The organism is Actinomyces polynesiensis (assembly GCF_000820725.1).
In the GTDB taxonomy this organism is placed as follows: Bacteria; Actinomycetota; Actinomycetes; order Actinomycetales; family Actinomycetaceae; genus Pauljensenia; species Pauljensenia polynesiensis.
This window is the reverse complement of sequence record NZ_CCXH01000265.1, coordinates 1-21360: the sequence shown is the minus strand read 5'-3', so window position 1 is coordinate 21360 and position 21360 is coordinate 1. Positions and strand designations below refer to the sequence as shown.

General features: G+C 70.9%; 15 protein-coding genes and 1 pseudogene. 6 read left to right on the top strand and 10 right to left on the bottom strand.

Annotated features, from left to right (window positions below):
• The coding region (locus TA90_RS11340) for an arginine deiminase (RefSeq protein ID WP_043536560.1) at positions 1–822 on the top strand (822 nt) is incomplete at its 5' end.
• A 113-nt stretch (positions 823–935) separates the two neighbouring features.
• Here the strand turns inward: TA90_RS11340 and TA90_RS11335 are convergent.
• The 10 genes from TA90_RS11335 to pheS form a co-directional block, all read right to left on the bottom strand.
• Positions 936–2465 (bottom strand): O-antigen ligase family protein, encoded by a 1530-nt coding sequence (locus tag TA90_RS11335; RefSeq protein ID WP_074015388.1) that lies wholly within the window; start codon positions 2463–2465, stop codon positions 936–938.
• A gap of 438 nt (positions 2466–2903) precedes the next feature.
• Entirely contained in the window at positions 2904–4142 is a 1239-nt protein-coding gene (locus tag TA90_RS11330) for an argininosuccinate synthase (RefSeq protein ID WP_043536551.1), read from the bottom strand.
• Between the two features lie 67 nt (positions 4143–4209).
• Positions 4210–4728 (bottom strand): arginine repressor, encoded by a 519-nt coding sequence (argR, locus tag TA90_RS11325; protein ID WP_043536549.1) that lies wholly within the window; start codon positions 4726–4728, stop codon positions 4210–4212.
• Entirely contained in the window at positions 4725–5969 is a 1245-nt protein-coding gene (locus TA90_RS11320; RefSeq protein WP_043536548.1) for an acetylornithine transaminase, read from the bottom strand. Before TA90_RS11320 ends, argR begins: the two co-directional genes overlap by 4 nt.
• Complete coding sequence (gene argB / locus TA90_RS11315) at positions 5966–6865, bottom strand: acetylglutamate kinase (protein ID WP_043536547.1); 900 nt, start codon at positions 6863–6865, stop codon at positions 5966–5968. Before argB ends, TA90_RS11320 begins: the two co-directional genes overlap by 4 nt.
• Positions 6862–8043: a bifunctional glutamate N-acetyltransferase/amino-acid acetyltransferase ArgJ gene (gene argJ / locus TA90_RS11310; protein ID WP_043536546.1), complete on the bottom strand. Its 1182-nt coding sequence runs from the start codon at positions 8041–8043 to the stop codon at positions 6862–6864. The genes argB and argJ overlap by 4 nt, the downstream gene beginning before the upstream one ends.
• On the bottom strand, positions 8040–9101 hold the full coding sequence (gene argC, locus TA90_RS11305) for an N-acetyl-gamma-glutamyl-phosphate reductase (protein WP_043536544.1): 1062 nt from the start codon (positions 9099–9101) through the stop codon (positions 8040–8042). The genes argJ and argC overlap by 4 nt, the downstream gene beginning before the upstream one ends.
• A 309-nt stretch (positions 9102–9410) precedes the next feature.
• A complete protein-coding gene (locus tag TA90_RS11300) occupies positions 9411–9908 on the bottom strand; it encodes a flavodoxin domain-containing protein (protein WP_043536556.1) in 498 nt (165 codons plus the stop codon).
• Positions 9909–10020: 112 nt separating this feature from the next.
• Positions 10021–12675, bottom strand: coding sequence for a phenylalanine--tRNA ligase subunit beta (gene pheT / locus TA90_RS11295; protein WP_043536542.1), 2655 nt, complete (start codon positions 12673–12675; stop codon positions 10021–10023).
• Between the two features lies 1 nt (position 12676).
• Positions 12677–13762, bottom strand: a complete 1086-nt coding sequence (pheS, locus tag TA90_RS11290; protein WP_043536540.1) for a phenylalanine--tRNA ligase subunit alpha — start codon at positions 13760–13762, stop codon at positions 12677–12679.
• A 377-nt stretch (positions 13763–14139) separates the two neighbouring features.
• Here pheS and panB point away from each other — a divergent pair.
• The 5 genes and pseudogenes from panB to TA90_RS14705 all read left to right on the top strand — a co-directional run.
• Positions 14140–14958, top strand: a pseudogene (gene panB, locus TA90_RS11285) (3-methyl-2-oxobutanoate hydroxymethyltransferase); the annotation flags it as partial.
• 68 nt (positions 14959–15026) lie between these two features.
• Positions 15027–15914: a type I methionyl aminopeptidase gene (gene map / locus TA90_RS11280; RefSeq protein WP_043536538.1), complete on the top strand. Its 888-nt coding sequence runs from the start codon at positions 15027–15029 to the stop codon at positions 15912–15914.
• Positions 15915–16115: 201 nt separating this feature from the next.
• Positions 16116–16868 (top strand): polyphosphate--glucose phosphotransferase, encoded by a 753-nt coding sequence (ppgK, locus tag TA90_RS11275; protein WP_043536536.1) that lies wholly within the window; start codon positions 16116–16118, stop codon positions 16866–16868.
• Entirely contained in the window at positions 16865–17896 is a 1032-nt protein-coding gene (locus TA90_RS11270) for a hypothetical protein (protein ID WP_043536534.1), read from the top strand. The genes ppgK and TA90_RS11270 overlap by 4 nt, the downstream gene beginning before the upstream one ends.
• Before the next feature lie 265 nt (positions 17897–18161).
• Positions 18162–21360, top strand: a 3199-nt coding sequence (locus tag TA90_RS14705) for a glucodextranase DOMON-like domain-containing protein (protein WP_147513483.1), incomplete at its 3' end; no start/stop codon positions are given.

The window sequence follows — 21360 nt, the reverse complement described above, 5'->3', positions numbered from 1 at the left end:
TCACCGGTGAGGTCCCTGGTGACCCGGACCCTCGAGGACGAGGACTTCCTCATCAGGCCCCTGCCGAACCATCTCTTCGCCCGCGATGCGTCGGCGTGGATCTACGGGGGTGTGGCCGTGAACTCCATGAGCCGGCTGGCCCGTGAGCGCGAGTCCTTCCACTACGCCGCCGTCTACCGCTGGCACCCCCGCTTCAGGGACTCCGAGTTCGGCATGTGGTCGACGGGCACCTCTGGGGCGGTGCGTAGCGCGGAGGGCGGTGACGCCCTCGTCCTCGGGTCCGGTGTGGCGGCACTCGGCGTCTCGGAACGCACGACGGCGCAGGGCGTGGAACGCCTGGCCCTCAAGCTCTTCCGCGCGGGTCAGGCCCGCACGGTCCTCGCGGTCGTGCTCCCCCGCAGCCGCACCTTCATGCACCTGGACACCGTCCTCACCCAGGTCGACGTCGACACGTTCCTGCTGTACCCCCGCCTGGGTCCCGTCCGCACGATGACGATCACCCACGACGGGGGACGGCTCGTGGTCGAGGACTCCGGGTCGGACCTGGTGCGGGCGCTCGAGCACGTCATGGACCGCCCGCTGCGCGTCGTGTCCCCCGAGGGGGCCTTCGCCGACGTGGACCGGGAGCAGTGGAACGACGGCTGCAACGCCCTCGCGCTGGCGCCGGGGAAGGTGGTCGTCTACGACCGCTCCCCCCTGTCGACACGGGCCCTTGAGGACGCCGGCATCGAGGTCATCGAGGTGCACGGCGCCGAGCTCGGCCGTGGACGCGGCGGACCGCGGTGCATGACGTGCCCGGTGCTGAGGGATCCCCTCCCCTGAGGGAGGTCCCTGGGACGGACACGTCCCCTCCCGGGGGCAGCGTTCGGGGAGGAGGACCGGACCCGCCCTCGTGGGTGGTCGGTCGTCACCCCGGCGGTGCCGCCCCGTGAGGGTCAGGAGCGCGGGGCCCCCACCGGGACACGGGCAGGAGCAGGTGGGGCCACGTCCCGCCCGCGCGACGACGTCGCCGCCGCAGGCACACGGATCTCCGCGGTCCGGGCCCTCACCGTCAGCCAGGTGCCCAGCGCCACGAACAGGACCCAGTTGCCCTCCGAGAGCAACCTGGACTCCGTGAAGGACTGGATGAACATCGCGGTCATGAGGAGGGCGGGCAGGAGGGACATGATGTCCGAGTCGAGGTCTCGCACAGCAGTGCGGAAGACGTTGGCCAGCACCCACACCACTCCGATGACCAGGACGACGGCACCGATGAGACCCGTCTGGAAGAGGGCCTCGACGTACGCGTTGTGGGCCTGCATCGTCGGGGTGCCGTCCGGCCTCACGACGAGGTAGCGGAACATCGGCAGCCACGGGACCCAGTACATGATCCACCCCCACCCGGTCAGGGGGTGCATGCTCCACAGTGCCAGGACCCGGTGCCAGATCTCCGCCCGACCCGTCATGTCGGGGTCCCTCCCGAGCAGTTCGGAGAACTGGGAGTGCATCGCGAGCGCGGTGACCACGAGGAGGAGACCTCCCGCCACCGAGACCCTCATGCCCGTCCGGCGGCGCGCAGGCGGCAGGGCCCGCAGCATCAGCGCCACGACGAGGACGGCCGCGCAGGCCACCGTCGCCACGGTCACCGTCGCGGAGCGCGTGAGGGCGAGCGTGAGGACCGAGAGCCCCACCCACAGTGCCGTCCGGGCGAGGGACATGCGTCCGTCGAGGTGGATGACGACCACGCAGAGCAGGGTCAGGAGGGCGATGAAGGCCAGGGGGTTGCGGTTGCCGACGAATCCCTGGATCGGTCCGCCGTGGAGGAGGAGCCCGTTGACCCAGTAGTAGGAGTCGGGCACGTGGTCCCACCCCGCCATGTACAGCGGGGGGATGCGGTGCCCCACGACGACCGCCACGTACGCCTCCAGGCCGAGGCTGATGCCGAGGATCCACTGGAGTGAACGCGTGAGGGCGTCGAGCATGGCACGCAGGGGGAAGGCGATCGCGAGCATGACGCCGATCGCGGTGGTCATCACCGAGATCGCCGAGGCCGCTGCGGTCTCGAGCCTGTAGGAGGACCACAGGAGGCTCAGGCAGCACACGCCGACATAGGCGATGACCGGCATGGGGAGGCGACGCAGCCCCACCCTCCGGCCGGCAGCGATGAAGACCATCGTGAAGGCGAGCGCGGAGAGGACCGTGAGGACGGCGTAACCCGCCCACCCCAGGAGGTCGCGGATGCCCTGACCCGCGAAGGCGATGAAGAACACCCACGCACCCAGGGGTGCCAGGAGCTGCTCCGCGCGGGCCCCGAGCCGGATCACCAGGGCGTCCCGCAGGCGCTCCCACATGAGGGTCAGGGGGAAGGCGCCCAGCTCGACGGTCTCCACGATCCGGTCCATGAGTCGTTCCGAACGCTCGCGCAGGGCGGGGAGCGGACGACGCTGTCGACGTGCGCCGATGGTCGTCGGTGTTGCCTGTGTCATCCTCCACCCCTTCCGCCGTCGAGTCCGTGGCACGGGGTGATGGGATCCGGGGCGCGGCGCGCCCGTGAGCCCGAGGCGTCACTGCCGTGCCAATTGAAGGGTACCGGGAACCCGGGGCCCCTCCGCGGGGGAGATTCCGCGACTTGGGGCACACTGTCGGCGAACCGCGGGGGGAGGTCACGACAGACAGGGCCCTGACCTGCACGTATGCAGGTCCTCCCGAAGACTGCGCGTGCCGGCCGTTATCGAAACGCATCCTCGGTGTCACCCGTCGGTGACCCTTTCCGCCCCCCGTTCCCGACCCGCGGGACGCACGGGGGCGGGCCCGTCACACGACGGACCCGCCCCCGACCACGACGACGTGACGTGCTGGGTGCCCCATGGCTCCGGAGGCGCCCGGCATGCGGGAACCTCCGGGGGCCCAAGGGCCCCCGGTGCTCAGAGAGCGCCTTCGCCGACCTGCAGTCCCTTCCCGAAACGGACGTCACGCGCGGCAGCGAGGCGTGCGGACAGGCCGTAGATCTCGATGAACCCACGCGAGTGGGACTGGTCGAAGGAGTCGCCGGTCTCGTAGGTCGCCAGGTTGAAGTCGTACAGGGAGGAGTCCGACCGGCGCCCGGTCACCGTCGCACGGCCACCGTGCAGCGTCATGCGGATGTCACCGGTCACGTACTCCTGGGTGTCCTCGATGAAGGCGTCGAGCGCCTTCTTCAGCGGGGAGAACCACTGCGCGTCGTAGACCAGCTCGCCCCAGCGCTCGTCGACGCGCTTCTTGTAGCGGGCGAGCTCACGCTCGACGGTGACGTTCTCGAGTTCCTTGTGGGCGGCGATCAGGGCGATGGCACCGGGGGCCTCGTAGATCTCGCGGGACTTGATGCCCACCAGGCGGTCCTCGACGACGTCGATGCGGCCGATGCCCTGCGCGCCCGCCCTGCGGTTCATCTCCTGGATGGCCTCCAGGGGGGTGACCGGGCGTCCGTCGATCCTCACGGGGATCCCCTTCTCGAAGGAGATCACGACCTCGTCCGGCAGCGGCGGGTACGTCGGGTCGTCCGTGTAGTTGTAGACGTCCTTGGTGGGCGCGTTCCAGATGTCCTCGAGGAACCCGGTCTCGATGGCCCGTCCCCAGACGTTCTGGTCGATGGAGAAGGGGTTGTTCCTGGTGGTCTCGATGGGCAGGTGGTGCTTGTTGGCGTAGTCGATGGCGACGTCACGCGTGAGCGCGAGGTCGCGCACGGGGGCGATGGTCTTGAGGTCGGGCGCCATGGAGGTGATCGACACCTCGAAGCGCACCTGGTCGTTGCCCTTGCCGGTGCAGCCGTGGGCGACGGTGGTCGCCCCGAACTGACGGGCGGCGCGGACGAGGTGCTTGGAGATGACCGGCCGCGAGATCGCGGAGACCAGCGGGTAGGAGTCCTGGTACAGCGCGTTCGCCTTGAGGGCGGGCATGCAGTACTCGGAGGCGAACTCGTCCTTCGCGTCCGCGACGTAGGCCTCGACGGCGCCGCAGTCGATTGCTCGCTGGCGGATCACCTGGAGGTCCTCGCCCCCCTGGCCCACGTCGACGGCGACCGCGACGACCTCCATGCCGGTCTGCTCGCCGATCCAGCCGATGGCCACGGACGTGTCGAGCCCGCCCGAGTACGCCAGGACCACCCGGTCCTTGCCCTGTGCCATGATGTCTCCTTCTTGTCCCCTCCGGTGTGGAGGATCGTTGTCGTGGTGGTGGTCTGTGGGTGGTGACTCAGGAGGTCGCCACCGGGGTGGAACCCGGGTCCGCGAGTTCGAGGAGGGCCGACTGGACCCTCACCGCGTGCGCCGGGGTGCGGCAGATGACGAGGACGGTGTCGTCGCCGGCGATGGTGCCGGCGATGCCGTCCATCCGTACGGCGTCGATCGCGGAGCCCAGCAGGTTGGCGGCTCCCACCGGCGTGCGCAGGACCAGGAGGTTCCCGGCGAGATCGGTGGCGACGAGCAGGTCCTGGCACCACCGCACGAGTCGCGCCTGCGAGGCCTCGGCCTCGTGGGTGTGTCCCCCGTCCGCGTCCGGCACGGAGTAGACTTGGACGCCCTCACTGTTGCGCACCTTCGTCGCGCGCATCTCCAGGAGGTCGCGTGAGAGGGTCGCCTGGGTCGTCTCGACACCCCTCGCCGCGAGCTCGCGCCGGAGCTGTTCCTGGGAGGTCACGGCGCGACCGGCGAGGATGTCGATGATGGCGCCGCGACGGGCGGTCTTGGTCGTGGGGATGGTCGCGTGGGTCATGACACCGGCCCCTCCTGCGTGCGGGCGGTGAGGACGAGGCCGGGCAACGCATCGGTGAAGGTCGCCGCCTCGTCGACGGTGAGCACCAGTGGCGGTGCCAGGCGGAGCGTGGTGGGTGAGGTCGCATTGAGCACGAACCCGGCCGCACGACCGGCCCGGACGATGCCCGGGGCGATCGCGTCGTCGAACTCCAGGCCGATGAGCAGCCCCCGGCCCCGTACCTCGCGGAGTCCCGGGATCCCCAGCGCCTTGAGGTCGTCACGCCACGAGGCGCCCAGGAGTGCGGAATGGGCCAGGAGTCCGTCGGACTCGAGGGTGTCGAGCACCGCGTTCGCGGCGGCGGCACACACGGGGTTGCCACCGAAGGTCGTGCCGTGCATGCCCGGGCCCAGCACGGAACCCGACCCGCCCAGACCGATGCACGCGGCGATCGGCATGCCGCCGCCCAGCCCCTTGGCGACGGTGACGACGTCGGGGACGATGCCGCTGCGGTGGTGCGCCATCCACTCCCCCGTGCGCCCGAGCCCGGACTGGACCTCGTCGACGACCAGGAGAGCACCGTGCTGCGTGGTGAGGTCGCGGGCGGCCACCAGGAAGTCGTCGTCGAGGTCGAGGACGCCGGCCTCGCCCTGGACGGGTTCGACGAAGACACCCGCCACATCGGGCCCCATCGCGGCGTCCGGGGCGGCGACGTCATTGGCCGGCACGAACTCCACGCCCGGGATGAGCGGGGCGAAGGGGTCGCGGTACTTCGCCTTCCAGGTCAGGGCGAGCGCCCCGGTGGACCGTCCGTGGAAGGCGTGCTCGAGGGCGAGGATCCGGGGACGTGGCGCGTCCCCGGCATTGGCGTGGGCACGCACGATCTTGAGGGCACACTCATTGGCCTCGGTCCCCGAGTTCGCGAGGAACACCCGGGAGCCCTGCGGTGCACCCCCGGGCTCGACCACCTGCAGGAGGTGCTCGGCGAGCCGCACCTGGGGGGGCGTGGCGAAGAAGTTCGACACGTGACCCAGGGTCGCCACCTGCCCCGACACCGCGTGGACGACCGCCGGGTGTGCCTGGCCGAGGAGGTTCACCGCGATCCCCCCGAGCAGGTCGAGGTACTCGTTGCCGTCGGCGTCGACCACGTGGGACCCGTGGCCCGACACCAGCACCAGCTGCGGGGTGCCGAAGGTGTCCATGACGGCCCCCGCGTAGCGCTCGTCCCAGGCGGCGGTGCGCTGCCCCGTTCCCGTGCTCATTCGAAGACCTCCGCATGTCCGGCCGTGATCATGGTGCCCACCCCGTCGTCGGTGAAGATCTCCAGGAGCATCGAGTGGGGCCGGCGGCCGTCGATGACGTGGACCATCGGGACCCCACCGTCCAGGGCCGACAGGGCGGCCTGCATCTTGGGGACCATCCCGGAGTGCATGTCGGGGAGCATCTCCCGCAGCTCCGTGTCCGACAGGCGCGAGATGAGGGAGGAGCGGTCGGGCCAGTTCGCGTAGAGCCCCTCGACGTCGGTGAGCATGATGAGCTTCTCCGCCCCGATCGCCGCGGCCAGGGCTCCCGCGGCGAAGTCTGCGTTCACGTTGAGCACGCCCGAGGGGTCGTCCACGTCGGGTGCCACCGAGGAGACCACCGGGATGCGTCCCGCCTCCACCATGGACACGAGCGGACCGGCGTTGACGTGTGTCACCTCACCGACCAGGCCGATGTCCACCGGCTCGCCCTCCACCCATGCGGGCGTGCGCCGTGCCTGGAAGAGGCCCGCGTCCTCCCCCGCCAGGCCGACGGCCTTGTAGTCCTGTTCGTTGAGCAGGGAGACGAGTTCACGCTGCACCTTGCCGACGAGGACCATGCGGACGATCTCCATGACCTCGGGCGTCGTGACGCGCAGCCCGTGCTCGAAGGGCGCCTCCATCCCGAGGCGCGCGAGCATGGCGTTGATCTGCGGCCCACCCCCGTGCACCACCACGGGCCTGACACCCCACTGGTGCAGGAAGAGGATGTCCTCGGCGAAGGCACGCTTGAGCTCCTCGTCGACCATCGCGTTGCCGCCGTACTTGATGACGACCATCTGACCGGAGTACCTGCGCAGCCAGGGCATGGTCTCCAGCAGGATGGAGGCCTTCTCCTGGATGGGGACGTCGTTCATGAGGAGTACGCGCTGTTCTCGTGGACGTAGTCGTGGGTGAGGTCATTGGTCCACAGCTCCACCGAGGTGTCCCCGGCGTGCAGGTCGATGACCACGCGGACCTCACGGGGCGTCATGTCGACGAGTTCCCGCGGCTCCCCGACCCCGCCACCCCGGCACACGGTGACGCCGTTGATGGTGACGTCGAGCCGGGCGGGGTCGTAGGGCGCCACCGACTCCGGGACGGTGCCGACCTCGGAGACGACGCGCCCCCAGTTCGGGTCGTTGCCGAACACGGCGGTCTTGAAGAGGTTCGACCGGGACACGGCCCGGGCGACGGCCTCCCCGGCCGCCTCGTCCGAGGCCCCGGTGACGGTGATCCCGATCTCGTGGCTGGCGCCCTCGGCGTCGGCGATGAGCTGGCGGGCCAGGTTCCCGCAGGCCTCCCTCAGTGCCTCGGTGAAGACCTCCGGGGCCGGCGTGACGCCCGACGACCCCGACGCCAGCAGGATGACGGAGTCGTTCGTGGACATGCACCCGTCGGAGTCGGTGCGGTTGAAGGTGGTCCGCACGGCCTCGGCCAGCGCGACGGACGCGCCCTCGTCCTCGAGCACGGCGTCCGTGGTGATCACGCAGAGCATGGTGGCCAGGCCGGGTGCGAGCATGCCGGCCCCCTTCGCCATCCCGCCGATGGTCCAGCCCTCCCGGGCGACGGTGACCGTCTTGGCCACCGTGTCGGTGGTGCGGATGGCGTCGGCGGCGACGGCCCCCGCCTCCTCCCCGGCGGCGAGACCCGCGACCGCCAGGTCGACCCCCGCCAGGAGGGTGTCCATCGGGAGTCGCTCGCCGATGAGTCCCGTGGAGCAGACGCCCACCTGCTCGGGGAGCAGGTCCAGGGCGGTGCCCACCCGGTCCGCGGTGAGCGCGGCGTCCTCCGCGCCGCCGGTGCCCGTGCAGGCGTTGGCGCCCCCCGAGTTGAGGACGACGGCACGCAGCGTGGCGGTGGCCAGGTGCGCGCGCGTGAGCGTCACGGGTGCGGCGACGACGCGGTTGGAGGTGAAGACGCCGGCCGAGGCCGGGGCGGGACCGTCGTTGACGACGAGGGCGACGTCACGTCCCCCGTGGATCTTCAACCCTGCGGCGACTCCCGCCGCCCGGAACCCGGCAGGTGCGGTGACGCCGGTACCCGGTGTGCTCATGGTGCCACTCCGATCGTGGGGACCGCGGTGTACTCGGGCAGTCCGAGCGCGAGGTTGGCGCTCTGCACCGCCGCGGCCGCGGTGCCCTTGCCGAGGTTGTCGATGGCGCACAGTGCGACCAGCGTGCCGGCCCGGCGGTCGACGGTGGCGTGCACGAGGGCGCGTCCCGTCCCCGTCACCGGTGCCGTGGTGGGCCAGCTGCCGAGCTCCGTGACGTCGATCAGGGCCTCCCCGGAGTAGACGCCGTACGCGGCGTCCACCGCCTCCTGGTCCACGCCCTCCGTGAGCGGTGCGACGACAGTGGCGAGGATGCCGCGCGAGGTGGGCACCAGGACGGGCGTGAAGGTCAGCCCGACCTCCCCCGCCCCGGCGACGCGGAGGTTCTGCACGATCTCGGGGATGTGGCGGTGGGTGCCGCCCACCGCGTAGGGGGCGATGTTGCCGAGTGCCTGGGAGGCGAGCAGGTGGGGCTTCGGTGAGCGCCCGGCCCCGGAGTACCCCACGGCCAGCGTGGCGCAGGTGTGGGTGGTGTCGACCAGCCCGGCGGCGACCGCCGGTTGGAGGGCGAGGGTGACGGCCGTGACATTGCACCCCGGGACGGCGATGCGCGAGGTCGCGCCGAGTTCGGCCCGCTGTGCACGGGCGGCGCCCTCCCCCACGTGCAGGAGCTCCGGCATGCCGTAGGTCCACTGCTCGGCGAAGTCCCCTCCGTAGTAGTCGGCCCAGTCCCGGGCCCGCGTGAGGCGGTGGTCGGCGGCGCAGTCGGCGATGACCGCGTCGTCACCGGCCGCGGACAGGGCGTCCCCGACCTCGGCCGAGTGGCCGTGGGGAAGGGCGAGGACGACCAGGTCGTGCCCGGCGAGCGTCTCCGTGGTGGTGTCGGCGATGACGAGGTCGGCCAGTGGGGGGACCTGCGGCTGGAGGTCGCCCAGGCGCGACCCCGCCGATGACGCGGCGGTCACCGTGGTCACCTCGATGTCGGGGTGGGCCACGAGCAGTCGCAACACCTCGCCGCCGGCGTACCCGGAGGCCCCGGCAACGGCTGCTGTCAATGTCATGCGCATAATCATACAGCGCGTTGCATACTCAGTCATGGGTGTCCCCGATGTGGACACCCACCTCCCGAAGTCCGCTCACTTCCCCACCTGAGGTCCGCTCAGTTATGACCTCGAGGTCCGCTCACCCTGTGCCCGGATGCCCGCTCGGATCCCGTGCCGGGGTCCACGGATCCGGTCGGTCGGCGGTGTCGCCCTCGTGGATCCGCCGCGTCAGGCAGGACGGGCCCCGGACGCGGAACAGGACGGACCTCAGTCGCTGAGGAGGGCGGACCTCTGTGCCAGAACAGAGCGGACTTCGGCGGGAGGGGGTCAGCGGGTGGGCTGCTTCAGCTCCTTGATGATCCCGTCGGTCCACTCGTCGATGGCCTTCCAGTCCCGGAAGTCCCCCTCCACCGCACCCGCGAGCCGGGCGATGGAGCGCTCACGCAGCGTCAGCTTGGAGGGCACGTAGCGCCCGGGGAAGGTGCGGTGGTGCACGACGTGGACCTTGAGCAGCACCGGTCCGATCCGCGACGGGTCCTGCGGGCTGTGCTTGGGGACGCCCGACAGACCCACCGAGTAGGCCCACACCGGTATGCGGTTGAGCTGGGTCTCGAAACGCTCCAGGAAGGCCGCCGCCGGCTCCATCCATTGGGTCATGTAGACGGCGGACCCGATGATGACGGCGTCGATGCCGTTCAGGTCCACGACGTCCTGGGGCGCCTGGCGGACGACCTCGAACCCGGCGCCGCGCAGGCGCTCGGCGATGGCATCTGCGATCTCGGTGGTGGTTCCGTGCTTCGATGATGCGGTGACGAGGATCTTCATGCCCCCCAGTGTGGCAGACGGCCGGGCCCGGATGGGCATCGAAAGTCCCTCTTGAGTCTCGGGGCACATCCGATGTCACCGGGTCCGGCCGCCGACCGGAGACCTCGGTCCCTCAGGAACGCAACTCCGCCCCCAGCAACTTGTGGGCACGCTTGACCACGGTGTTGCGCACCTGGGCCGACTCCTCGGCGGTGAGCGTGTGGTCCGCGGCCCGCAGGCGCAGGGCGAAGGCCAGGGAACGGTGCCCCTCGGGCACCTGGTCGCCCTCGTAGACGTCGAAGAGTGTGACCTCCTCCGCCAACGGGCCGGCCGCCTGGCGCACCACCTGTCCGACGCGGGCGGCGGGCACGTCCGCCGGCACGACGAGGGCGATGTCCTCCTTGGCCAGGGGGAAGGTCGACACGGCCCTCACCTGGATCGGTTCGGGGTCCATCGCCCCGACGAGCGCATCAAGGTCCATCTCGAGTGCCACCGAGCGGCTCGGCAGCCCGAAGGCCCGGACGACCCCGGGGTGGAGTTCACCGGCCAACGCGATGTCGACGAGCCTGCGTCCACGGCGCACGAAGACGCGCGCGACCCGGCCCGGGTGCCAGGGGGCGACCTCGGCGGGGTCCTCGGCGGGCGTCGGCATGGGGACCCCGCGCTGCGGTTCGTGGTGGGGGTCCCAGGCACGTGTCACCTCGACACGGACCCCGAGCACTGACGCCGCGCGGCGCACGACCTCCACGGCGTCGGCCCAGTCCACGTGCCTGTCCGGGGAGAGCACCCCTGGCTCGGTGGCGGAGCCGCACAGCACCGCGCCGACGTGCCAGGGCTGGGCGGGGACGCCGGCGCGCAGGCGGTCGAGGACCTCCTCCGAGGGCCGGGACTCCGCCGAGGGCAGGGGCGCCGGGACGGTGCCCGCGGGCCGCGCCACGGTGGCGACCTCGAAGACCGCCAGCGAGGCCGCCCCACGGGAGACGTTGCGACCGGCCACGTCGAGCAGGGTGTCCAGCACCGAGGTGCGCAGTTGTGCGGCATCGTCCGCGAGGGGGTTGCGCAGGCGCACGGTCTCCCGACGCGGGTCGCCCGGGGCGATGCGCTGGCGCTCGAGGGAGTCGGCGATGAACGGGTAGGACTCGACCTCCACCAGACCCGCCTGGGCCAGGGTGTCCGCCACCGCGCGGCGCGCACGCTGGGCGGGTGTCAGTCCGCGACCCGCGGGTGCAGGGGGCATCTCGACGGGGATGTTGTCGTAGCCGTCCAGACGCGCCACCTCCTCCACGAGATCGGCGGGCTCGCGCAGGTCCGGCCTCCACGAGGGGACCGTCACGTCCCACGTGGCCCCGGAGTCCGAGGGGTCCACGGTGCAGCCGATGCGCTCGAGGAGCTCCCGCACGCGGCCCTCCCTGTAGTCGACCCCGGTCAGACGGGCCGGTTCGGTGACCCGCATCCTCACGTGGGTGGCAGGGGCCGTGCGGTCGAGGTCGGAGACCGCCGGGTCGGCCGTCCCACCGCCGTACTCGACGAGCAGGTCAACCGCGCGCTGGGCCGCCACGGCGGGCAACTGCGGATCCGTGCCGCGCTCGAAACGCTTGGACGCCTCGGAGGGGAGACGGTGACGCCGCGCGGTGCGGGCGATCGACACGGCGTCGAAGTGGGCGGCCTCGAGGAGGATGTCGGAGGTGGACTCCTCCACCTCGGAGTAGCGCCCGCCCATGACCCCGGCCAGGCCGATGATGCGCGAGCCGGTGTCCCCCTGGGGCGAGTCGGTGATGAGCAGGTCCTCGGGGTCGAGGGCGCGTTCGATCTCGTCCAGGGTCACGAGGGTCTCGCCCCCGTGGGCCCTGCGCACGACGACCGGGGCCTCCAGCGCCGCCAGGTCGTAGGCGTGCATGGGCTGCCCGAGGTCCAGCATCACGTAGTTCGTGACGTCCACGGCCAGGGAGATCGAGCGCATCCCGGCCATCTCGAGGCGGTCCGCCAGCCACTTCGGGGTGGGTGCGGTGGGGTCGACGCCTCGCACGATGCGCGTGACGAAACGGTCGCAGCCCTCGTGCCCGCGGATCGGGGCGGCGTCGTCCACCTCGACGGGGAAGCCGTCGGGGGTCGGTGTCGGCAGCGCCTCGGGCAGGTCGGAGGCGAGGCCGTGGTCCGTGAAGCGGGCCCCCGTCGAGTGGGAGTACTCCCGCGCGATGCCGCGCATGGAGAAGCAGTACCCGCGGTCCGGGGTCACGTTGATCTCCAGGACCTCCTCCCCCAGTCCGAGGAAGGGGATGAGGTCGCTGCCGGGGGCCGGGATCTCACGGTCGGGGAACATGCGCGTGAGCACGATGATGCCAGTGTGGTCCTCGCCGAGGCCGAGCTCACGGGCGGAGCAGATCATGCCGTCGGAGAGGTGGCCGTAGGTCTTGCGCGGGGTGATCGGGAAGGGGCCGGGCAGGACCGCGCCGGGCAGCGAGACGACCACGAGGTCGCCCTCGTCGAAGTTGTGCGCACCGCACACGATGCCCCGACTGGGCAGGTCGGAGGGCTCCTTGCCGGTGCCCGGTGCGTCGTTGTGCTCCCCGACGTCCACGCGGCAGTAGTTGATGACCTTGCCGTTGTGCTGGGGTTCCTCGACACGGGTGAGGACGCGACCGACCACCAGCGGGCCGGTGACCCTGGCCGGGTGGATCGCCTCCTCCTCCAGTCCGACGCGCACGAGGGCGGCCGCGAGCGTGGCCGCGTCGGTGCCGGGCTCGACCTCGACGTGGTCGGCGAGCCAGGAGATCGGAACCATGGGCATGTCAGTGTCCCCTTCCGGTGAGACCGAACTGCTGGGAGAAGCGGACGTCGCCCTCGACGATGTCGTGCATGTCGGCGATGCCGTGGCGGAGCATGAGCGTGCGCTCGATGCCCATGCCGAAGGCGAAGCCGGAGAACTCCTCGGGGTCGATGCCGTTGGCGCGCAGCACGTTGGGGTTGACCATCCCGCAGCCGCCCCATTCGATCCAGCCGGCACCGCCCTTCTTCTGGGGGAACCACAGGTCCATCTCGGCACTGGGCTCCGTGAAGGGGAAGAACGAGGGCCGCAGGCGTGTGCGTGCCTCGGGTCCGAACATGGCGCGGGCGAAGTGGTCGAGGGTGCCCTTGAGGTGGGCCATCGTCAGGTGGCGGTCCACCGCGAGTCCCTCGACCTGGTGGAAGACCGGGGTGTGGGTGGCGTCCAGGGCATCGGAGCGCACGACCTTGCCGGGGCAGGCCACGTAGAGGGGGACGCCACGGGAGAGCATCGCGCGGGACTGCACCGGGGAGGTGTGGGTGCGCATGACCAGGTGTCCCTCGGCCTCGGACTGACCCCCGACGGAGCGGCCGTCGACGTAGATCGTGTCCTGCATCTGGCGGGCCGGGTGGTCGATGTCGAAGTTCAGGGAGTCGAAGTTGAACCACTCGTGCTCGATCTCGGGCCCCTCGGCGATCTCCCAGCCCATGGCGACGAAGAAGTCACCGACCTCCTCCATGAGGGTCTCGAGCGGGTGTCGGGAGCCCAGGGGCACGCGTCGGGTGGGCAGTGTCACGTCGAGGGTCTCCTCGACGAGGACCTGTGCCTCGTGCGCGGCCGCGAGGACCTCCTCGCGGGAACCGAGCGCCGCCTGCACGCGCTGGCGGGCCCCACCGAGGTTGCGCCCGGCAGCACCCCGGTCCGAGGGGGCGAGGGACCCGATGGTCCGGTTCGCGGCGACCAGGGGGGCGGAGTCACCCAGCACGCCCTGCCTCACCTCCCGGAGCTCGTCCAGGGTGGAGGCAGCCTCGATGTCGGCCAGGGCCTGCCCGACCAGTGCCTCCACGGCGTCGGTGTCGAGCGGATTGAGGTCAGGGGCGTCAGCAGCCATGTCCTGCTTCCTCGGTCGGGGGTGGGTCGTGGGTGCGCACCGGGCGCACCGGGCTCCCATGATAGTGCGCGGGCCGCCCCGACCCACCCGGCGTCCCCCCAGCGGACCACCGGGGTGCGGCGCACACGGCACCCCGGGGCGCACGGGGACGCGGGCGCAGTGCCCGGGTGGGGGTCCTGGTGGGCCCCGGCGGACCACGGCGACTACCCTCGGGGTCACGCGACCACAGGAGGAGCTGCGATGAGCGCGACCACGCCCGGGACCCCCACACCCGAACCACGTCCGTCCACCGACCCCGCGGAGGGCGGTACCCCCGCCGACGGGACCTCGGCCACCGGGCGGACCGGTGGAGCCGCCTCCCCCGCCCTCACGGACACGCCCCCGCCCCGCCGGCGGCCCCGCGCAGGCGCGTCCGTGTCCAGGACCTGGCCCGGGCGAAGGCCGAGGGCCGTCGCCTCACCATGCTCACCGCCTACGACGCCCTCGTCGCCCCGATCCTGGAGTCCGCCGGCGTCGACATGCTCCTGGTCGGTGACTCACTGGGCAATGTCGTGCTGGGCCATTCCTCCACCCTTCCCGTCACCCTGGAGGACATGGTGCGTTCCACGGGCGCCGTGGCGCGGTCCACGTCACGGGCGATGGTCGTCGCGGACCTCCCCTTCGGCACCTACGAGGGCTCACCGCAGCAGGCCCTCGACTCCGCGGTGACGCTCATGAGGGCCGGCGCCCACGCCGTCAAGCTGGAGGGCGGACGGCCCCGTGCGGCAGCCGTGCGACTCCTCACCGACGCCGGCATCCCCGTGGTCGGACACCTCGGGTACACGCCCCAGTCGGAGCACATGATCGGCGGGCCCCGACTGCGCGGTCGCGGCGACCAGCACCAGGTGATGCTCGACGACGCCGAGGCGCTCCAGGGCGCCGGGGCGGTCGCCGTGGTCCTGGAGATGGTGCCCGCCGACCTCGCCGAGGAGGTGACGAGGTCCCTCGACGTCCCGACCATCGGGATCGGCGCCGGTCCGGGGACGGACGGACAGGTCCTCGTCTGGTCGGACATGGCGGGGATGGGGTCGTGGGCGCCGTCCTTCGTGCGTCGCTTCGCCGAGCTGGGTCAGGACCTGCACGAGGCCGCAAAGGAGTACGTCGACGCGGTCGTGGCGGGCACGTTCCCCGCGGAGGGGAACTACCACGAGCACTGAGGGGCCCGTCGCCACTCTCACAGGGTCCCCCGCGGGAGGGCGTCGGCCACCGCACTAGAGTGGGCGCCATGATCCACGCCTCCACCCTCGCCCGTCGCGCCCCCCTGGGCACGCTCACCCCCGGGCACGTCTCACCCCGCAGGGCCGTCCCCGAGCACATCGAGCGACCCGAGTACATGTTCCACAGCGGACCCGAGGTGGTCACGGCCTCCGACGTCAAGGACCCGGAGACCGTCGAGCGCATCCGCCGGGCCGGTCGCATCGCCGCCGACGCGATGGAGCTGGTGGGAGAGGCCGTCCGACCGGGTGTCACGACCGAGGAGCTGGACCGGATCGGGCACGAGTACATGATCGCCCACGACGCCTACCCCTCGACGCTGGGCTACATGGGCTACGAGAAGTCCCTGTGCACCTCCGTCAACGAGGTGATCTGCCACGGCATCCCCGACGACACGGTCCTCCAGGACGGCGACATCGTCAACATCGACATCACCGCCTACAAGGACGGGGTCCACGGGGACACGAACGCGACCTTCGAGGTCGGCACCGTCGACCCCGAGTCACACCTCCTGGTGGAGCGCACGCGGGAGGCGATGATGCGCGGGATCCGCGCCGTGCGCCCCGGGCGGGAGATCAACGTCATCGGCCGGGTCATCGAGGCCTACGCGAAGCGCTTCCACTACGGCGTCATCCGCGACTACACCGGCCACGGGGTCGGCGAGGCCTTCCACTCCGGTCTGATCGTGCCCCACTACGACTCCGCACCCCTCCACGACACCGTCATGGAGGTCGGGATGGTCTTCACCATCGAGCCGATGCTCACCCTGGGCACCATCGAGTGGGAGCAGTGGGACGACGGGTGGACCGTCGTCACCGCCGACCGTTCCCGCACCGCCCAGTTCGAGCACACCCTCGTCGTCACCGAGGACGGGGCGGACATCCTCACCCTCCCCTGAGGCCCTCACCCTTCGCGGACCCCGGGGCCGGATCGCCCGGTGGGGTCCTCCCGACCCCGCGTGCCCCCGGGCCGGTGCTCCCGGGTCGGGTTCCCGCCGACCCGGGTCCCCCCGCTGGTCGGGGCGTTCCACGCGGCATTCGGCGTGATCCGTCTGCGCTACCCTGAGACCCATCATTGTGCTGCGATTCAGGGAGGAACCATGGCGTCAGTCGCCTGCGGCATCGACATCGGGGGTTCAGGGGTCAAGGGTGCCGTGGTGGACCTCGTCACCGGCGAGTTCATCGGGGACCGCGTCCGCATCGACACCCCGAAGCCCGCGACACCCGATGCGGTGGCGGAGACCTGCAAGGCGGTCCTGGAGCAACTGGGCGTCGGACCCGGGACGCCGGTCGGGATCGCGTTCCCGGCCCCGATCATCCACGGTGTGGTCCCCTTCATGGCGAACCTCGACCAGTCCTGGGTGGGCATCGACGTCAACGAACTGATGCAGCGCCACCTCGGCCGCCCGGTGACCCCCCTCAACGACGCGGACGCGGCCGGACTGGCCGAGGTCGCGTTCGGTGCCGCCAAGGGTGTGGAGGGGACCGTGATCGTCACGACCCTGGGCACCGGAATCGGATCCGCCGTGGTCGTGGACGGGACACTCGTCCCCAACACCGAGCTCGGTCACCTCGAGATCGACGGCCACGACGCGGAGTCCCAGGCATCCGCCGGCCAGAAGACCCTCCAGGGGCTCTCGTGGGAGGAGTGGGCCGGACGTCTGCAGCGCTACTACTCCCATGTCGAGATGCTCTTCTCCCCCGACCTGTTCGTCGTGGGCGGAGGGGTGTCGAAGAACCATGCGAAGTTCATGCCCCTCCTCCACCTGCGCACGCGCATGGTGCCCGCCCAGCTGTTCAACACGGCGGGCATCGTCGGTGCTGCCTACCAGGCGTCGCGCAAGGCCGAGTGAGCGACCAGTTCGCCCCCGGTTCCCCCGAGGACGACTCCGCCTGGACCGGTGGGACCCCCACCGGCGGCGTCACCCCCGCTCGGGGTGACGCCGCAGGAGCGCTTGCGGCGACGGGTCCGCCCTCGTCCTCGGCGTCCCCCACGGATGGTGACCCCTCCTCCCCCTATGCCCCGGGCGCGGCCGGGTCGACCGGCAGCGGCGGGACGGGGGCGAAGGCACCGCGCAGGCGGAAGGCACGTGCCGCCCGGAGACGCGCGGAGGGGAGGGAGACCGGGCGGACCGGGAAGGGACGCTCCGGCGGCACGCTGACGCGGAAGGGGCGCACGCCCGGCACGTCCACCGGCTCCGGGACGGCCGTCCGCAGGTGGACCTGGGTGTGGATCGTGCTGGGAATCGTCCTCCTCCTCTCACTCGTCAGGGCGTGCGCCGGGTCCTCCGACCACGCCGACCCGGGCGGTGCCCGCGGGAGCGGGTCGACCACCGCACCGACCGCGAACAGCGTGGACCCCACCCCCGCCCCCTCGGTCTCCGCACTGCGTGGCGTCCCCCTGGAGGACGTGCCCGCGCCCGAGTTGGTCTCCGCGACAGATCTCCCCGACGGCGTGGGCTTCTCCCCGTCCTCCCCGGCCCCCGGACGCGAGGTCAGCGTGCGCTTCCACGACCGTTATGTTGGCCGGGGCCTGGTCCTCACCCTCTCCTCCCTCTCCACCGACGACTCCTCCGTCCCCTCCTACTACCGGAATGACTTCTACCCCGACGAGGTCCTGCGCTCGGTGAAGGTGCACATCGCCCCCGAGGGTTACGGGGAGGGCGACTATGCCGAGGAGCCCCGCCTGCGACTCCAGGGGGAGTCCGGACACTGGTACGGCGGGGAGTGCTTCGAGTACGGATTCGACGACTGGCTGCCCACCACCCGCACCTACGTCTTCCCGGTCCCCGAGTGGGACCTGCCCTCCCGTCCCGTCGTGGAGATCGACGGAGACCCGTACCTGCGCTTCTCCTTCCCCGTCTACGTGGACGTCAGCTGAGGACCCACCACCGGGTCCCGACGTGTGCGGGCGGTCCTCACGTGTGCGGGCGGTCTCCACAGTGCGGACGGTCGTGCCGTGCACCCGTTCCGCCAGCGCCGGCCCACAACCCGTTTCAATTCCGTCGTCAAACTAAGTGTTCCGGCATCTCAGCAGCGGAGACAGACATTTGACTCAGCTGGAAGTTTTACGATAGAAAAAAGGACCGACGGCCGCATCCCACTGGGCCATCAGACGACGACGTCTTGAGAGGAAACTCCCGACCATGATCCACACTCCCCGGGCACGCGGAGCCGTGCTCGGCGCAGTCACGGCCCTCGTGGCCGCCACCCTCGCCACACCCGGCGCGCCCGCGCAGGCCGCCCCCTCCGGGGACGATGCAGCCACCGTGCAGACGGTCGCCTCGGGTCCTGCCGACACACCCACCCTCCACACCTGGGACCACGCCAACTCAGTGGCCACCTCCGCCCCGATCGCCGACGACCAGGTGCGCCGCTCGTCGTTCTACGACGCACGGGTCTCCACCGCCTCCGACCCCTCGGACGCCCACAGCTCCTTCGTGTACATGAGCGTGCCCCGCAGCGGCGAGGGCAAGATCGGCTATGACGAGCAGGACGGTGCCGAGTTCTCCTCCGCCGCTGGCCTGTCGATGAGCTGGTCGAGCTTCGAGTACGCCGAGGACGTCTGGGTCGACATCCACCTGAGGACCGGGCAGACGATCTCCTCCGCGGACCAGGTGACCATCCGGCCGACCGACCTGGGGTTCGAGAAGCAGTTGGTCGACTCCTCGACCATCCGCGTGAAGGTGCCCTACGACGCGGACGGCTACCGCTTCTCCGTCGAGTTCGACCCGCAGCTGTACACGGCCTACAACGACATGTCCGGCGCCAGCGGTGAGCTCACCACCGTCGCCGAGGGGAACCGGGCCGTGCACACCGAACCCCAGAACTCGATGCTCGTCTTCGCCAACCCCATGGGGAGCGGGACCGAGGCATCCGAGGACGTGCCCACCGTGGCGGACGGCTCCATCCACCACGTCGAACCGGGATCGGTGAGGGACCTCGACGACATCCCCGAGGAGATCGTCTACTTCCGCCCCGGCACCTACTACATGGGCTCCGACTACCACGCCCTCCTCCCCGAGAACGTCAGGTGGGTCTACCTGGCGCCGGGGGCCTACGTGAAGGGCGCGTTCCGCTTCCCCCAAACGACCCAGAGCGACTTCAAGGTCACCGGTCTCGGTGTCCTCTCGGGCGAGCAGTACGTCTACGAGCCGGACACGACGAACGGGTACCGGCACACCACCGAGGACAACTGCCACTCCACCTGCGTGAAGATGCTGCAGTTCGAGTCCTCCAACACGGACCAGACCCTGGACCTCCACGGTGTGACCATCAACCAGCCCCCGTACCACTCCTTCGTGGTGTACGCCCACGAGGGCGGCCAGGAGGTCGACGTCACGCACTTCACCATGGACGTGCGCAACTACAAGCAGGTGGGCAGCTGGTACTGGCAGACGGACGGCATCGAGCTGTACCCCGACTCCACGATGCGCAACACGTTCTTCCACGCCAATGACGACGTGCTCAAGCTCTACCACTCCAACGTCACCATCGACGACACCGTGATCTGGAAGAACGAGAACGGTCCCGTCATCCAGTGGGGATGGACGCCGCGCAACGTCCACGACGTGACGGTCAACGCGACCGACGTCATCCACAACCGCATGTACTGGAAGGACGTCAAGTACAACACCTGCGTCTTCAACTCCTCGAGCCACTGGGAGGACATGGGGGCCACCGACCGCGCCGATGTCTCGACCACCGTGCGCAACCTGCACTTCACCGACACCCGTGTCGAGGGCACCGTCAACTGCGCACTGCGCGTGTTCGCCCTGTCCGACACGCAGGACGTCGACATCGACGGTTTCTCGGTGGACGGGTGGAACGGGCTGGACCCCGCCTCCCAGGTGAGCCTGCTCAAGCGCTACCACGACGCCGACGGCCAGCGGGTGACGATCGGCAACGAGGTCAGCGACGGCCAGGGCATCTCCCTGCACAACTACACGGTCGGGGGCACCCCGATCCTCAAGGCCGGCGACAACTGGGCCCCCGACGAGCTGGGGCGGTTGGACTTCGACGCCGACACCTGGGAGAGCTGGAACGCCACGGGTGACGGTGAACCGAGCGGCACCCCACCGCAGCTGACGGTCACGGGGATCGAGGACGGTGCGACCGCCCCCTCTCGTCACGTCACTCTCAACGGCTCCACGGACGCCGCCTCGGTGGCCGTCACCGTCAACGGGACACGCACCGCCGTGCCCGTCGACTCGGGAACCTTCACGGCGGAGGTCGACCTCCCGGCGATCAGCAACAGGATCACCGTGACCGCCACCGCGGAGTCCGGGGTGATGACCGTGCTGCGCTACACCGTCACCGCACTGGGCACCGAGATCGGTTCCGTGTCCGACCCGACAGGGGATGACAACGGCCCCGGCAGCTACACCTACCCCACCGACTCCGCCTTCACCCCGGGCAGCTTCGACCTCACCGGGATGTCCGTCTACGACGACGGCGACACGGTCCGCTTCGTGACCACCACACACGGCCCGATCACCAATCCCTGGGGAGGCAACGGCATGAGCACCCAGCGCCTCAACATCTACCTGCGCGACGGGGACTCCTCCACACCCACGGCGCTCCTGCCGGGCACGAACACCTCGGCCCTGGGAGCCTGGACGCACGCCATCGTCGCCGACGGACGCTACGCCGACGCACGCTTCGGAGGCGGGGTCCACGGCGCGGACCTGGAACGGATCGGCGACGTGACGCTCGACGTCGACCCCTCGGGCGTCATCGTCGCCTCGGTCCCGGCCACGGTGCTGGCCGGGGTGGACCTCCGCACCGCCGCGTACCAGGTCTCGATGTACTCCGATGCCGAGGACGGGGAGGGAGTGGGCAACGTCCGCCCCGTCTACAGCGCGGAGTGCGCCGCCGGTGTCGGGTGCCCCTCCTTCGTCGGGCCCTACCGCGTGGGGGGCGGCGCGGGTGAGTACACGGATGAGGTGGCCGCCCGTGACACGGACACGCGTGACTCCAACGCCCTGGACATCATCTCGGGGGACGTGTCCCAGGCCGACGCGATGGACTGGTCCCGTGGAACCGTCGTCGTCCCCTACGTCACGCTCGCGGTCGATGACCAGGGCACTCCGGGCACCGACGACGAGGGCGGGAAGGACCCCGAGCCGGGTGACGGGGGTTCGGGCGACGGAGGGACTGCGGACGGCGGAACGGACGACGGCGGCACCGGCGACGGCGCGTCGGTCGACGACTCCGTGACCGACGACACCGTGGGTGACACGACCGCCTCGGACGACGGGGCCCCGGCCTCCGCCACGGGGAACGACCTGGCCGCCAGTGGCGCGGAACTGGGCGGGGCCTTCCTGCTCACCGCCCTCGCCCTGG